Raw genomic sequence first — 14394 nt, 5'->3', positions numbered from 1 at the left:
ATCAGGGAGCAGAGGCGGCGGGCTTCGGTTCGAAGACGAAGATCGCGGTGTCGCCGTCCTCGTGGACCAACCGCCACCCGGGTGCGACCCGCAGGGCCGCCTCGAGCTCCGCTGCCGCACCGGGGCGGTAGGTGCCGTAGTACTCGGAGATCCGACGAGACTGCTCGGTGAAGGTGACGTAGGTCGGCTTGTCGGACTGGTCGACCTTCCAGAAGAGGTCGCCGAGTTGTTCGGGACTGGGGAACGTCATCCGGTCGCCCGCGAGGTCGAAACTGAGCGGGTAGTCGAAGTAGGGGTTCGCCAGCGTCATCGGGGCGTAGTTGCCGTTCGTCCGGGTGGGCATGCCCGCCGGATGCAGTGTGATGAACCGGGTTCCGGGCTCGGCGGTCTCGGTGATGGCGTCGATAGCCTCGTACTGCGCGCGCGTCTCGACGATCACCGGCCACAGCGCGACGTAGGAGTACATCCCGGCGAGAGTCGCCGCACAGACCAGGATCGCGGCACCGGCGGCGCGCAACCGGGCGCGGCCGCCGCGTGCGAAGCCGGTGAGCAACCACACGAGGGTGGGCGCGATGAGCAGCGCGCACCCGAGTAGCCCATAGAGATACACGCGGAAGATCGCCTCGCCGCCGTAACTCTGTCCCAGCAGCAGGGCGAGGGCGGAGAAGGCGAGAACGGCCAGGGTGAGCCAGTGTGCGCGTCGGCGGCGCCAGCCGATCAGCGCGCAGATCCCCGCCGCCACCACGACGCCCGCCGACAGGGCGCGGCACACCGTCGACGTCGTCTCCTTCGCGGGGACACCGGCCATCGTGAAGTTGGTGGCCGCGTTGTCGATCGGGTTACCCCCCGAGAGGATGCCGTACGGCGCGACGGCTTCGAGATTGGCCAGGAGATAGGCACCGGCGATGCCGAGCATGATGGCCACCGCCCACCACGGCCGGACCCGGCGCAGGACCACCAGTACGACGGCCGCACCCAGAACCCAGAACGGTGTCAGCTGATGACTCGGCACGATCGCCGCGAACGGGATGATCGCCAGGACTGCGGCTCGCGGGGCACGCCGGGACGCCAGCAGAAGGGCGATCGCACCGTAGGCCAGGACAAGTGCCCACGCCTGGGGCGCGAAGTAGTCCTGGCCGACCCAGTTGACCGTCTCGACGATGAGGGCCGCGGTCAGTGCGACGACACGGCTCATCGACAACGTGCGGGCGGTGGCATAGACGACGACCGCGAGCAGGATGTGGACGACCGTGGCGAAGAGATGCGCCAGGACCATCGGATCGAGCCCGGTGGCGTCGCAGAACCATGCGGCGACCGCGAAGAAGGCGGGCCACTGGGCGTAGATGTCGGTGCCGCCCGGGGTGAGCGTGCCCGTGTCCTGGATGTAGTCGACGACCGCGAGGTGCTTGTAGGTCCAGTCGTAGAGCGGCATCTCGGTACCGAGCCAGGTGGTCACGCGGCTGACGACGATCGCGGTGCCGATGGTGACGACCAGTCCGGAGCTGCTGCGGGTGGCGATCGCGACGACGGCTGCGGCCGCCGTCAGCACCGTCGCCGGGATGAGTAGACGTCCGCTGCCGGAGAACAACAGGCCGTAGTAGCTCGCGTCGACGCTGGGCAGCGTCGGCACGGCCACTGCCCAGCAGGTCAGCGCCGCAACGCACAAGGCGACCGACACGCGAAAGCCGGTGGAGCGCAGCGCCGGACTGCGGACCGCGGTGAGTCCGCGGGATGTGAGTCGACTCCGCAGCTCCCGGACGTCGGGTGCCGGGGTGTGCGTTCGCCGACGGTGGACGATGCCGGATGCCAGGACCGCCGCACTGCCGGCCACGAGGAGTGTGGTCGGATGCCACCACGACGACCAGAGCGCGGCGATGGTGACGAGGGTGGTCAGCGCCATGCCGAGCGTCGGTACCGCGGCGAGCACGGTGCGCCGCGGGAGTGTCACCCAGGTGCACACGGCGGCACCGGGTCCACAGAGAACGAAGAAGCCCACCAGCAGTGCGCTCGGCACCGACGGCAGGGGCAGGGCGCCGACGAGTCCGGCGATCGCGGCGACGAGGCTCAGGACCGCGACGGACCCCGACGGTCCGGCCGATGCCGGGGAGATCCCGGCCCGAGCGTCGGCGTCGGTGGGAGGTGACGGCGCGGCCTCCGCGGCGGCCGTCACGACCGCGCCTTCGCCAGAGGCCTGGCGCGCCGGCCGCGAAGCCGTTCGCGTGCAAGAGCGACGGGCCCGCCGACGACCGACAGCACCTCACGCCGGCCTGCCTGCGCCGCAACGCCGTCGGCTATCCCCTCCGGTGGCCTGGTGATCGCGCCGTAGGCGGCACCGGCTCTCGCGACGGCTCGCGACCGGCGCCGGAGTACGCGCAGCGCGAGCGCGAGATGATGCCGCTCGGTGGCGACCTTCGTCAGCCATGCACCGAGCCCGAGCCCGTAGCCCCGTGACTGTTCCAGGAGATCCTCGTCGGTGCTGCGATGCCGGTGCCAGATGATCGAATCCGGCTCGTTGGCCAGCGCATGGCCGGCCGTCAGGATGCGGAAGAACATGTCGATGTCCTCGCCTCCCCGCGTTCGTGTCCCGGCCCCGAGCGCCTCGTCGAATCCGCCCAGCGCCAGGGCGACGTCCCGGCGGATCGCGAAGTTCGCACCGGTGCCGTAGACGCCGATCTGGAAGGGGAACAACGGGAGATCCGACGGTGGGTCGGCGAGCGAGAAGACCCGTGCCCGCATGGAATCCGCCCAGGACACCCGCCAGTCGAAGTAGATCTGGGACCGCGTCCGCAATTCCCCGCTCGGCACCATTCCGCACACACACGCGATCTCCGGTGACCGGCCGAAACCCTGGGCCAGGCCGAGCAGCCACCCGGCGTCGGCGACGACGTCGTCGTCGGTGTAGGCCACGAGGTCGTGAGCGGCGGCGAGCAGACCGGCGTTGCGCGCGTTGGACAGTCCGGCCACCGGCTCGGTCACGAGCCGGAACCGCGGATCGTCGAGCGTGTCCACCACGCGTCGCGTGCCGTCGGTGCGGGGTGCGTTGTCGACGACGACCACCTCGTAGTCGGGATAGTCGAGTCGTTGCAACGAGGACAGTGCATCGGCCAGCATGCCCGGCCGCTCATGCGTGCAGACGACGACGCTGATCGGCGGCAGTGTGGCACGAGATGGCAAGTCCGGCAGAGCGTACGGTGCGACCGGGACACGCACCAGGCCGTCGACGATCGGCGCGTCGACGAACCGGATGGGCGCGGACCCGTGCCGGAGGAGAACCCGGGCTCGCCTATAACCGGCGGCGTCGAGTGGGGCGCACGTGACCATTCCGTCGGATACCGAATCGGGATCCCGGTCGTCGCCGGTGATCTCGGCGACATCGAGCATCCCTACCCAGGTGGCGCCCGGCCATTCGGGGGCGCCCTCGAGCGGCATCGCGGGATCGAGTGGGACGGGGTCCGGCTCGGCGGTGGCATCCGCCGCGTCGTGGGCGTAGTCGGTTGTCACGGTGCGGTCACCCGGACCCAGTCGACGAGCATGGTGTTCTCCGCAGGTGTCGTGTCGTCGGTCGGTCCGGGCCAGTTGCCCCCGACGGCGAGGTTGAGAAGTAGGTGGAAGGGCTGATCGAGTACCCACCGCGAGTCCGGTGCCAGATCCCCGGGCTCGACGACGAACAGCCGTTGGTCGTCGATCCCGCTCTCGATCCGGCCCGGGAGCTTGTTCACCCAGTAGGTACGGAAGGTCGAGGTCAGTGGCTGGGCGGGCACGCCCGACCTCGAGATGTTCTGTCCCCGTTCGGATGATGCCTGCGGGACGTGGACGCCGGTGTGGTACTCGGGTGCCTGGTTGAGTGTCTCGATGATGTCGATCTCCCCGGCCGCGGGCCAGCCGACCTCGTCGATGTCGTCGCCGAGCATCCAGAACGCGGGGTGTAGGCCGGTGCCGGCGGGCACGGCGATGCGGGCACTGACCCGGCCGTAGGTGACCGACAACCGGTCCTTCGTGGACAACCTGGCCGAGGTGTAACCGTCGGGTCCCCGTCGCGCGGTGATGGCCAGATGTCCCTCGCCGTCGATCCGGGCGTTGGCTGGCGAGTCGGTGTACACCTGCGCTTCGTCGTTGCCCCAGCCCCCGCCGCCGGTCATCATCTGCCAGGGGTCGTCCGGTGCACGCGCGGGGCCGTCGAACTCGTCGACGAAGATGACCTCGGGCCCGTTGTCGGGTTCGGCCAGGACGGTCGGTGCCGAACACGCCGACACCGCCGTCGCCACCACCGCGCCCATCGACGCCAGCAGCCGTCCGGGCCCCATCATCGGGACACACCACGGTCGCGGCGGACGAGGCCGGAAACGTATCCGGCGCAGGTGAACACGAAGCCCATGACGAGCGCGCCGACACGACTCGGGGTCCGGCGATGACGCCAGACCCCGGAGGGCAGCACCCGGGTGGTGTATCTCCGCTCGCTCGACAGGGCATCGCCGGTGCCGGCCAATTCGGACAGAATCGCCTTGGAGCGTCCCTCTTGGTAGCACCTACGGGCAAAGTAGACGAACCGGGCGCGGTCGTCGGTCACCGCATGTGTGACCTCGAAAGTGGTGTCGCGCAAGATCTTCGAGGAAGGATCGCGACGACGCAGGTCGATGCCCATGAGGGTTTCCTCGCATCCGGCGGGCATCGTGCCGCGCCGGCCGAGCCGCGTCGAGAATCCGCCGATGTCGGTCAGTGCGTCCCGGCGGACCGCCATCGCGGCGCCGATCGGGTTGCGGATGGCCGAGCCGTCGCCGGGCAGTCCTCGGTAGTCGCAACCGATCACCCATCCGAATTCTTCGGGAAACCACCGGGGCGCGGGCGAATCCCACTGCGCCACAACGGCTCCGCCCACCGCCACGATGTCGGCGTCCGCGCATCGGGCCCGAACGGCCGCGAGTGCCCCCGGTGCCGGGCACGCGTCGTCGTCGATGAAGACGACGATGTCACCGCGGGCGGCGGCGGTGCCGGAGTTGCGCGCGTCGGAGAGCCCGCGGGATCCCTCGTTCGCGCACACGACCGCGTCGGGATGTGCGGCCGCGAGGTCGGCCCACAGGGTCTCGTTGTGATCGACGACGAGGACGAGTTCGTCACCGGGGCCGAGCTGTGCCCGGATCTCGGCGATCGCGATGTCGAGCAGCCGGCGCCTGCGTTCGGTGTAACAGCAGACGACCACCGACAGGGTCGGATAGGGGCGGACCGGGGCGTCGGGGTCGGGGGCACCCGGAACGGGGGTCGCCTGGTCGGCCAGTGGATCGACAGGATGGGAGGACAGCACGGTTTCGGCCTTCGGTAGCTCGGGATCAGATGTGGTTCGCGGTGTGACCGGGGGAGTGATGGACGTCAGGACACCCCGACGATCCGTACGGCGTGCCCGGCGACGGCGTCCATCGCCGCGCGAATGCGCGCCGGGTCGAAGACGTCGTCGCGGAACGCCGCGGTCATCGAGACCGCGCCGCCCACGAAACCGGTCGTGACCGTGATCCCGGTTGCCGACGGCGGCGTGGCCACCCCGATGACCGCGGCGCGGGCGGGGTCGGACCATTGCCAGCCGCGTTCGTGTCCGGGCAGGTGGCCGACACTCGAGTGGAGCAGTTCGGCACGGACCCGACCGTCGGCCGGGACGTGCTGGGCCGGCGACGCCGAGCCGCGGTCGTCGCGTGGACGGCACAGGGTCTTGATCGTGGCGAGTGCCAGATTGGCGGTCGGCCGTCCCATCCGGGCCGACGCGGTCATCGCGCGCTGCAGCGCGGCAGCCGAGGTGGCCTCGTCTACGGGGAAGCTCAGCCCGGCAGAGAAATTGCCGTAGGTCCGCATCGCGGATGGCAGGTATGTGCGGGCGTCGAAGGGCAACGTGACCATCGGGTCGAGCCGGACGCCCGCCTCGGTCAGCGCCGCGACCAGGGCAACCGTGTAGATGGCGAACAGCCCCGTTCCCGGCATGGACGACGTCCGCCCGGCCCGGATCGCGTCCACCGCGGGGGCCGCGATGTGGACGTTCGCGGAGACCGGCCGTCGTGGCGGAACCGGGCGTCGGGTGCGAGGCGGCTCGACGGGTTCGCGGTGCCGCTGGAAGCGCAGCAGCGAGACGGCGCGGCGCGGGTCGGCCACCGTGATCGCAGACGCGACCAGCAGCGGGGGGAGAACAGGTCCCCGGCGCGGCAGCGTCGACGGGTCGACCGCGCCCACGATGACGTCGACGATGAGATTCAGCAGGGTGAGGTCGCCGAGTCCGTGGTCGTAGTCCAGGGCGAGGTGGTCGCCGGCCAGCACGATCCGCAACGGCCGGTGGGGCAACGAGTACAGAACATCGAACAGGCGGGCCGGGTCTGTGCCGGGCGCCGGCGGTGACGCGTCGACGACCGAGTCGGCGGCGGCGTCGGGGTCGAAGACCCACTCGCGTCGATGGGGCGAGGGAAGGAGGCCGACGCGGGTGTGCGGCCCCACCCGCGCGAGGCGCACGATCCGGTCGGCGGCCACCGCGCGGGACGGGAGGTCGAGCGGGCCGATCACCAGTGCCGCCCGGTTGTGTCCGTGCAGCAGGTCGATCGCCGCGCAGCGGAAACGCGAAAGCGTGCCGGGTCGGGATGCCGGTGGGTCGACGTGCCGGGGGGTCGAAGCCGCGGTGGGTGAGGGCGTGGCCATGAGTGCGATCCGGGAAACTATAGCAAGGCTTGCCTAAGTCCCGAATGTCGGGTTACGCAGATCACGTACGCTCGCCCCGAAGTTGTTCTCACCCCGTCTGCCTTGGCCAGTTCACCCGCAGTTCATCTTTTGTAGGGGATCAGTCCACCACGCCCCCATAGCTTTCCATTCGGACACTCCGGACCCGACGCCAGTCGGGGCGGAGAACGCGAACGGAAAGGCAACACCAGCGGTGAAAATCAATCGGAACGGCGCCCTGGCGTCGGTGTCGGCGATCGCGGCACTGACTCTCGTGACGGCGTGCGGTGGGGGAAGCGAACAGACGGTCAGCGGCGAGGGTTCCACCGCGCAGCAGAAGGCCATGGAGCACTTCAGCCAGGTCCTGACCGACAACAGTGACATCGTGCTCGACTACACCGGCAGCGGCTCCGGTGACGGCATCAAGAAGTTCATCGCGGGTGACGTCGACTTCGCCGGGTCGGACTCCGCCCTCAAGGCCGACGAGGTCACCGAGGCCACCGCGCGCTGCAACGGCAACGCCCCGTGGCACCTGCCGCTGGTCGTCGGTCCCGTCGCGGTCGCCTACAACCTCGAAGGTGTCGACGACCTCAAGCTCAACCCGAGCGTCATCGCGAAGATCTTCAACGGCAAGATCACCAAGTGGAACGACCCGGCCGTGGCCGCACTGAACCCGGGCGTGCAGCTGCCCGCCAGCGACATCGTCCCGGTGTACCGCTCGGACAGCTCCGGTACCACCGACAACTTCCAGCGCTTCCTCGAGAACTCGGCTCCCGCCGACTGGCCGTACGAGCACAGCAAGGAATTCGCTCCCAAGGGCGTCGGCTCGGGTGCCTCGAAGTCCACCGGCGTCGGCGACACCGTGAAGAAGACCCCCGGATCGATCACCTACGTCGAGTGGGGCTTCGCCACCGAGAACGACCTCGGAGTGGCGCAGGTCGACTTCGGTGCCGGCCCGGTCGCGCTGAACGCCGAGAGCGCCGGTACCGCCCTCGAGTCGCTGGCCTTCAAGGACCCGGCCAGCAAGGACCTCGTCGTCGACACCGACGCGCTGTTCGCCTCCAAGGCTCCGGGTGCGTACCCGCTGCTGCTCACCCCGTACTCGATCGTCTGCTCCGCGGGCTACGAGGACGAGGCCACCAGCCAGACCTTGAAGGACGCCTTCACCGGAATCCTCAACGACGGCCAGGCCGGCCTCGAGGAGATCGGCTACGTGCCGGTCCCCGACGCCTTCAAGGCCAAGCTGCAGGGAACCATCGATTCGCTGTCCGGTGGGTCCGGGAACGCCTGATCAACCCCATCTGATCGCGTGCGCGGGGCCGCTTCGGTTGCGGCCCCGCGCACGTGGTTGACACACTGACACGACATTTCGCGTGTCCACGAGACGGCGGGAAGTGCCCCAATGACCAGAGCCGAATCACAAGAAGGACGCATGACCTCGCTGAGCAAAGAGGGTGGCGCGATTCCGCCGGACACCGGTGAATCGAACGCCCCCGGGTCATCGCCAGACCAACCGGAATCCAAACTGCACGCAGCCGCGCATCACCGGGTCGCCGACAAGGTGTTCCGGAATCTGGCCGTCGGGTCGGGGTTCGTGGTCTCCCTCGTCATCGCGCTGATCGCGCTCTTCCTTCTCGCACAGGCGATCCCGTCGCTGGCGAAGAACGAGGAGAACTTCTTCACCTACACCGGTCAGTGGATCACCAGTGGAGATCAGCTCGCCTTCGGCATCCCGCAGCTCTTCTATGCGACGGTGGTCGTGTCGGTGATCGCGTTGCTGATCGCGATGCCCGTCGCACTCGGTATCTCGATCTTCCTGACCGAATACGCGCCCAAGCGATTCGTCGGCCCGATCACCTACACCGTCGACCTCCTGGCCGCTGTGCCCTCGATCGTCTACGGCCTCTGGGGCATCCTCGTGCTCGGCCCGGCGCTGGTGCCGGTGAACGAGTGGCTGGTCGCGAACCTCGGCTTCCTGCCCTTCTTCCAGCAGCCCACCCAGGTCGCCAACATGAGCACCGGCGGAACGCTGCTGACCGCGGGAATCGTGCTCGCCGTCATGATCCTGCCGATCATCACCGCGGTGACCCGCGAGGTCTTCATGCAGACCCCGAAGGGTCATCGTGAGGCGGCGCTCGCGCTGGGCGCCACCAAGTTCGAGGTCGTCAAGGTCGCGGTGCTGCCATTCGGGTTCTCCGGTTACATCTCCGGGTCGATGCTCGGCCTGGGCCGCGCGCTCGGCGAGACGATGGCGCTGCTGCTCATCATCTCGACCGTCGGGCCGATGAACTTCAACCTGATGGAGAGCGGCGAGACCTTCGCCACGAAGATCGCCAACAACGCGGCCGAGTTCGACTCCCCGGCGAAGACCGGCGCCTACATCTCGGCCGGCCTGACCCTGTTCGTCCTGACCTTCATCGTCAACGCCGCCGCCCGCGCGGTCGTCGCCGGAAAGAAGTGACCATGTCTGTGACAACGACAACTTCCGCGGCCGACCCGGTCAAGAAGCCGTCGGGCTTCACCCCGATGTCCGGGCGCCGGCGTTTCACCGACGCCACCGTGCGTGTCGCCGTCGTCGCCGCCCTCCTGGTGGCACTCGTCCCGCTCCTCTGGCTGGTCTTCACCCTGCTGTCGCGGGGTATCGAGACCATCCTCGACATCGACTGGTGGACCCAGGCCGAGCGGAAGGGCGGTGCGGCCAACGCGATCGTCGGCACCCTGATGCAGACCGCGCTCGCCGCCGTCATCTCCATTCCCCTGGGCATCTTCGTCGCCATCTACCTGGTTGAGTACGCGACCAAGAAATCGCTCCTGGCACGCGTCACCACCTTCATGGTCGACATCCTCTCCGGCGTGCCCTCGATCGTCGCCGCGCTGTTCGTCTACGCGGTATGGCGCACCACACTCGGCCTGCCCCGCTCGGGATTCGTGGTGGCCATCGCGCTGGTGCTCCTGATGGTTCCGCTGGTGGTCCGCGCCACCGAGGAGATGCTGAAGATCGTGCCGCAGGACCTGCGGGAGGCGTCGTACGCGTTGGGCATCCCCAAGTGGAAGACCATCGTGAAGGTCGTCCTGCCGACGGCACTGTCGGGCATCGTCACCGGCGTCATGCTCGCGATCGCCCGGGTGATGGGTGAATCGGCACCGGTGCTGATCCTCGTCGGCGCCACGCGAGCGATGAACTTCAACCCGTTCGAGGGCAACCAGCAGTCGCTGCCGCTGATGATGGTGCAGCAGTACAACAACGGGCCGGGCGCCTTCGACCAGGTGTGGGGTGCGGCGCTGACGCTGGTGATCCTCGTCGCCATCGTCTACTTCGGTGCCAAGGCGGTGTCGAAGCTCTTCGCCCCCAAGACCTCCTGACCTCCCACCCATCTCGGGTCATCTTTTTCCAGAACGGACCAATGCCATGGCCAAGCGCCTCGACATCAAAGACCTGAACATCTACTACGGCGATTTCCACGCGGTCAAGGACGTCACCCTCGAGGTCCCGCCGCGGTGCATCACCGCCTTCATCGGCCCGTCGGGCTGTGGCAAGTCGACGGTGCTGCGAACCCTCAACCGCATGCACGAGGTGACCCCGGGCGCCTACGCCAAGGGGAGCGTCCTGCTCGACGGCGAGGACATCTACGGCAAGTCCGTGGACCCGGTGAGCGTGCGCGCGACCATCGGCATGGTGTTCCAGCGGCCGAACCCGTTCCCGACGATGTCGATCCGCGACAACGTCGTCGCCGGCCTCCGCCTGCAGGGTGTACGGAACCGGTCACAGCTCGACGACGTCGCGGAGAAGAGTCTCCGCGGCGCCAACCTCTGGGAAGAGGTCAAGGACCGTCTGGACAAGCCCGGTGGCGGCCTGTCGGGCGGCCAGCAGCAGCGTCTGTGCATCGCCCGTGCGATCGCGGTCTCGCCCGACGTCCTGCTCATGGACGAGCCGTGCTCGGCGCTGGACCCGATCTCCACACTGGCCATCGAGGATCTGATGGGTGAACTCAAGAAGGAGTACACCATCGTCATCGTGACCCACAACATGCAGCAGGCGGCCCGCGTCAGCGACCAGACCGCGTTCTTCAATCTCGAGGCGGTCGGCCAGCCCGGTCAGCTCGTCGAGATCAACGACACCGAGACGATGTTCTCGAACCCGACGAAGAAGGAAACCGAGGACTACATCTCGGGCCGCTTCGGCTGAATCGACCGCGACACCGACCAGGCCCGCTCACCCGTCCGGGGAGCGGGCCTCGTCGTGTCGGCGGGTGTGGGTGCGGCGGGCTCCGGCTGTCGACGAGTCGCGGAGTCACATGTTGAGCACCAGGATCGCCAGCATGGCGACCAGTGACGCGGTCACACCCAGGTATGTCAGTATCTTGCGTCGATGGGCGGCAGCCTCTGCGTCCTCGTCGGTCACCGCATTGAAATCGGGCTCGGTCGGATAGTGCTGGGCCATGTCCGCCACCCTAACGACGAGCTGGACGCAACTGAAATCTCGCAGGACTCGGTCCGGGCACAGATCTTCACGGACATGAAAAAGAGGCCGAGTTCAGTGTGCGAAACTGAATTCTCGGCCTCTTTCGTGTGGTCCTCCGCTCGGCGATCAGCGCCAGCGAGGGAAATCACCCAAGGGTCTGGAACTGCTCCGGGGTCTTGCCGGTCGCGGTGAACACCACGCGGCGTCCGATCAGCACCGCATGGTCGGCGAACCGCTCGTAGTACCGGCCGAGCAGTGTCACGTCCACCGCGGCGGCGACGCCGTGCTTCCATTCGCGGTCCATGAGCACTGTGAACAGGTGGCGATGGAGGTCGTCCATCGCGTCGTCGTCCTCCTGGAGACGGAGCGCGGCCTGCGGGTCGCTGGTCACCAGGACCTCGTGCGCGTTCTTCGCCAGGGTCACCGCCAAGCGGCCCATCTCGGCGAAGTAGCCGTTGACCTCTTCGGGGAGGGCCTTCGCCGGGTGGCGACGACGTGCGACCTTCGCGACGTGCAGGGCCAGCGCACCCATGCGGTCGGCGTCGGCGACGATCTGGAATCCACTCACGACTCCGCGCAGGTCGCCGGCGACCGGGGCCTGCAGCGCGAGAAGCGCGAAGGACTGTTCCTCGGCGCGAGCCGTCAGCCGGCTCATCCGGTCGGTGTCCCCGATGACCTCTTCGGCGACGGCGAGATCGGCCTGCAGCAGGGCCTGCGTGGCGCGCGCCATCGCAGTGCCGGCGAGCTCGCACATCTCACCCAGTACCGAGGTCAGCGCCTCGAGTTGCTCTTGGTAGGCGGTACGCATGATCCCAGGATACGTGCGTGATCACACGACTCCGACTCCGACCGATGAACGCACAGTGAACGTCGGGTGCAGATCCGTCCACCCGGACGGTCGCGGACGTTCGCCGATCACGTGCAGGTGGTGTCACCCGCGTTGGTGATCGCCAGGTCGTTGGGCAGATTGCCGGTGTTCTCGGCGGGTGCGAGCTGATTCGCGGTCAGCGTCGCCCCGGAGGCCGGCACGGACCCGAGGGTGCCGGCGAAATCCGCACCGACGATGAGCTCGACGCCCGATTTGACCGTTCGGTCGAGCTGGATGCTCGCGTTGGGGAACATCTCGGCGAGGGTCGCGGCGGCGTCGCGCTGCCCCGGCCCGTAGCGCACCACGGTGTCGTCGCGGTTCTCCGAGGCGTCGGCGACACCGCGGACGTCGAAGCCGTACGGGGTGAGTTGTTCGGACACCTCGGTGGCGAGACCGGTCTGATCGGTGCCGTTGAGCACCCGGACGCCCACGTTGCCGGGATTCTGTGCCGTGGCGGTGACGGGTCCGGGAGTGCCGGCGTCGGCGTTCGTGCTCGGTGCGTCAGAACTCGAGGGAGCCCTCGACGACGACGGCGGCTTCTTGCGTGCCTGCTCGCCCGGCAGGGGCAGGTCGTCGATGATGGCGTCGAAGATCGCGTCGATGTCGCTGGTGCGCGGGATCTCGTTGTTGGCCCCGTCGGTGGACGTACCCGAGGTCGGGATCGTCAGGAACGAGACGCGTCCGGCCTCGATGCCCTGCATCGATTCGGCCAGGCTGATCAGCGACTGGGTGTCGACTCCGTCGACATAGCTGTATTCGATGAAGGTGTTGACGATCCCGTTGAGCTTGTTGGGGTTCGACAGGACATTGCCCGACAGGCTCGACCGCAGCAGGGACGACATGAACAACTGCTGACGTTTGATCCGGCCGTAGTCGCCGTTGCCCTCCGAGGCGATGTTGCGGGCGCGCACGTAGTTCAGGGCGCGCCGGCCGGTGAGCTTCTGCTTGCCGGGCTTGCGCAGGATCTGCCCGATCTCGTAGTCGTAGAGCGGGACCGTCGAACAGACCTCGACGCCGCCGATCGCGCGGACGACCTTTTCGAAACCGTAGAAGTCCATCCCGATGAAGTGATTGATGTTGAGGCCACTCATCGCGGTGATGACGCGGACGAGGCACTGCGGACCGCCGTAGAAGTAGACACTGTTGAGCTTGACGCCGCTCTGGGGCGGCATCTCGGCGCCGTACTGGCCGGTCTCGTTGTCCCACGCATTGCACGCCGGCTGGTCCACCTGCAGGTCACGCGGGAAGGACACCGCGACGACGCGACCGCGGTTGGCCGGGATGTTGACCAGGATGACGGTGTCCGAACGGGCGCCCTCGGCGTCGGCGGTGGTGCCGGCGCCGACCTTGGCGTTCTGTCCGCCCCGGGTGTCGGTTCCGACGATCAGATAGGTCTCGTCGCCGTACTGGGCGTCTTTGTTGCGGATGTTCTGGTCATCGGGATCGACGGCGGTGACATTGCGCCAGTTGCCGTTCCACGACTGCAGGTAGCCCCAGACGAATCCGGTGCCGACGAGGGCGAGCACGCACGCGATGGCGACCAGGATCCGTCCGGTCGCGGCGGTCTTGCGGAGCATCGCGCCCGGGCGGTCCTCGTCGCGCCCGGGATGGCGTCGGGGCGCCGAACGCAGGGCGAGGGGGCCGGTGAGGTCGGGAGTGCGCTCGAGCGGCGGCTGCACGGCCGGGGCGCCGGCCGGAGGCCCGGCGACCGGCTCCTGGGCACGGGATTCCTCGATGGCCCGCTTAGCGGTCGCGCGGTCGGACAGGTCCGGTGCGGAGTCGCCGACGGTCGGGATCTTCTGGGTGACGTCGTTGTCGAAGCGGTGGACCGTGGTGGGGCGGTCGTCGGGTGCCGGTTGCGGGCTGTCCGGCGCGCGACCGGGCGGAGCCGGCGGGGGCTCGGCGCCCGAACCGAACGGCTGGCCGAGGCGGCGGGCCCGTCCGCGGGTCGACGGCGGGATCTCGGGCGTCCGTGACTCCGGACGTGGCGGCATCGCGCGGCGGGTGCCGGGCCGGCCGGGACCCGCGGGCGGCTCGGCGGGTGCCGACTCCTCCGCGTTCATCTGCTCCATGAGCTGGCGGACCGTGAGCCGCGTTCGTCCACGGACGAAACGATCCGCCGAGCGGGGCTCGCGGAGGCTGGGGTGTGCGGGCGGCTGAGTACCGGGATCGGCGGGGCCGGTCGCGTCCTGACCCGGCGCCGGGACGAAGTCGTCGCGGGAGGGTCCGGCGCGACGGCCACGACGAGAGCGATCGGCGTCGCCCGCCTCGGGGTCGTCCGGGCCCGGTGTCCTACGACTCAATGCACGTTCCTCATGCCCCGTGGTCTGGTTCGCAAGTCACCGCAGATCGGGGCTCGACCAGCGCGGTGCGCACAGAT

General features: G+C 68.7%; 12 protein-coding genes. 4 read left to right on the top strand and 8 right to left on the bottom strand.

The genetic code is table 11. The features are described 5' to 3' along the window. Position 1: 1 nt before the first annotated feature. The 5 genes from AMD30_RS00335 to AMD30_RS00315 form a co-directional block, all read right to left on the bottom strand. A complete protein-coding gene (locus tag AMD30_RS00335; protein WP_055474369.1) occupies positions 2-2170 on the bottom strand; it encodes a hypothetical protein in 2169 nt (722 codons plus the stop codon). Beyond that, positions 2167-3501 carry a glycosyltransferase family 2 protein gene (locus AMD30_RS00330; protein ID WP_084817169.1) on the bottom strand — a complete coding sequence of 445 codons (1335 nt, stop codon included), beginning with the start codon at positions 3499-3501 and terminating at the stop codon, positions 2167-2169. The genes AMD30_RS00335 and AMD30_RS00330 overlap by 4 nt, the downstream gene beginning before the upstream one ends. Beyond that, positions 3498-4277, bottom strand: coding sequence for a glycoside hydrolase family 16 protein (locus AMD30_RS00325; protein ID WP_055474531.1), 780 nt, complete (start codon positions 4275-4277; stop codon positions 3498-3500). Before AMD30_RS00325 ends, AMD30_RS00330 begins: the two co-directional genes overlap by 4 nt. 26 nt (positions 4278-4303) lie before the next feature. Then, positions 4304-5299 carry a glycosyltransferase family 2 protein gene (locus AMD30_RS00320; protein WP_055474368.1) on the bottom strand — a complete coding sequence of 332 codons (996 nt, stop codon included), beginning with the start codon at positions 5297-5299 and terminating at the stop codon, positions 4304-4306. A 65-nt stretch (positions 5300-5364) separates the two neighbouring features. Continuing rightward, positions 5365-6666 (bottom strand): hypothetical protein, encoded by a 1302-nt coding sequence (locus tag AMD30_RS00315; protein ID WP_055474367.1) that lies wholly within the window; start codon positions 6664-6666, stop codon positions 5365-5367. A 232-nt stretch (positions 6667-6898) separates the two neighbouring features. Here AMD30_RS00315 and pstS point away from each other — a divergent pair, with 232 nt between their 5' ends. The 4 genes from pstS to pstB all read left to right on the top strand — a co-directional run bounded on the left by pstS (position 6899) and on the right by pstB (position 10870). Next, positions 6899-7975, top strand: a complete 1077-nt coding sequence (gene pstS, locus AMD30_RS00310) for a phosphate ABC transporter substrate-binding protein PstS (RefSeq protein WP_010840606.1) — start codon at positions 6899-6901, stop codon at positions 7973-7975. A gap of 141 nt (positions 7976-8116) precedes the next feature. Then, positions 8117-9145, top strand: a complete 1029-nt coding sequence (gene pstC, locus AMD30_RS00305; protein WP_010840605.1) for a phosphate ABC transporter permease subunit PstC — start codon at positions 8117-8119, stop codon at positions 9143-9145. A gap of 2 nt (positions 9146-9147) precedes the next feature. Then, positions 9148-10047: a phosphate ABC transporter permease PstA gene (gene pstA / locus AMD30_RS00300; RefSeq protein ID WP_035716889.1), complete on the top strand. Its 900-nt coding sequence runs from the start codon at positions 9148-9150 to the stop codon at positions 10045-10047. 46 nt (positions 10048-10093) lie between these two features. Beyond that, positions 10094-10870, top strand: a complete 777-nt coding sequence (pstB, locus tag AMD30_RS00295; RefSeq protein WP_010840603.1) for a phosphate ABC transporter ATP-binding protein PstB — start codon at positions 10094-10096, stop codon at positions 10868-10870. Between the two features lie 105 nt (positions 10871-10975). Here the strand turns inward: pstB and AMD30_RS25190 are convergent, their stop codons facing one another. The 3 genes from AMD30_RS25190 to AMD30_RS00285 all read right to left on the bottom strand — a co-directional run bounded on the left by AMD30_RS25190 (position 10976) and on the right by AMD30_RS00285 (position 14317). After that, positions 10976-11125, bottom strand: a complete 150-nt coding sequence (locus tag AMD30_RS25190) for a hypothetical protein (protein WP_010840602.1) — start codon at positions 11123-11125, stop codon at positions 10976-10978. 166 nt (positions 11126-11291) lie between these two features. Next, entirely contained in the window at positions 11292-11954 is a 663-nt protein-coding gene (gene phoU / locus AMD30_RS00290; RefSeq protein WP_044507185.1) for a phosphate signaling complex protein PhoU, read from the bottom strand. Positions 11955-12061: 107 nt separating this feature from the next. Beyond that, entirely contained in the window at positions 12062-14317 is a 2256-nt protein-coding gene (locus AMD30_RS00285; protein ID WP_055474366.1) for an LCP family protein, read from the bottom strand. Positions 14318-14394: the final 77 nt, after the last annotated feature.

This window comes from Gordonia sp. HS-NH1 (assembly GCF_001418765.1).
Taxonomy (GTDB): domain Bacteria; phylum Actinomycetota; class Actinomycetes; order Mycobacteriales; family Mycobacteriaceae; genus Gordonia.
The sequence above is the reverse complement of the archived record's forward strand: the minus strand, read 5'-3'. Positions and strand labels throughout refer to the sequence as shown.

What these genes read in the sequence shown, in the direction of transcription:
- AMD30_RS00325 (WP_055474531.1), bottom strand. Translation starts at nt 4,277, where the DNA reads ATGGGCGCGGTGGTGGCGACGGCGGTGTCGGCGTGTTCGGCACCGACC.
- AMD30_RS00315 (WP_055474367.1), bottom strand. Translation starts at nt 6,666, where the DNA reads ATGGCCACGCCCTCACCCACCGCGGCTTCGACCCCCCGGCACGTCGAC.
- pstC (WP_010840605.1), top strand. Translation starts at nt 8,117, where the DNA reads ATGACCTCGCTGAGCAAAGAGGGTGGCGCGATTCCGCCGGACACCGGT.
- pstA (WP_035716889.1), top strand. Translation starts at nt 9,148, where the DNA reads ATGTCTGTGACAACGACAACTTCCGCGGCCGACCCGGTCAAGAAGCCG.
- pstB (WP_010840603.1), top strand. Translation starts at nt 10,094, where the DNA reads ATGGCCAAGCGCCTCGACATCAAAGACCTGAACATCTACTACGGCGAT.
- AMD30_RS25190 (WP_010840602.1), bottom strand. Translation starts at nt 11,125, where the DNA reads ATGGCCCAGCACTATCCGACCGAGCCCGATTTCAATGCGGTGACCGAC.
- phoU (WP_044507185.1), bottom strand. Translation starts at nt 11,954, where the DNA reads ATGCGTACCGCCTACCAAGAGCAACTCGAGGCGCTGACCTCGGTACTG.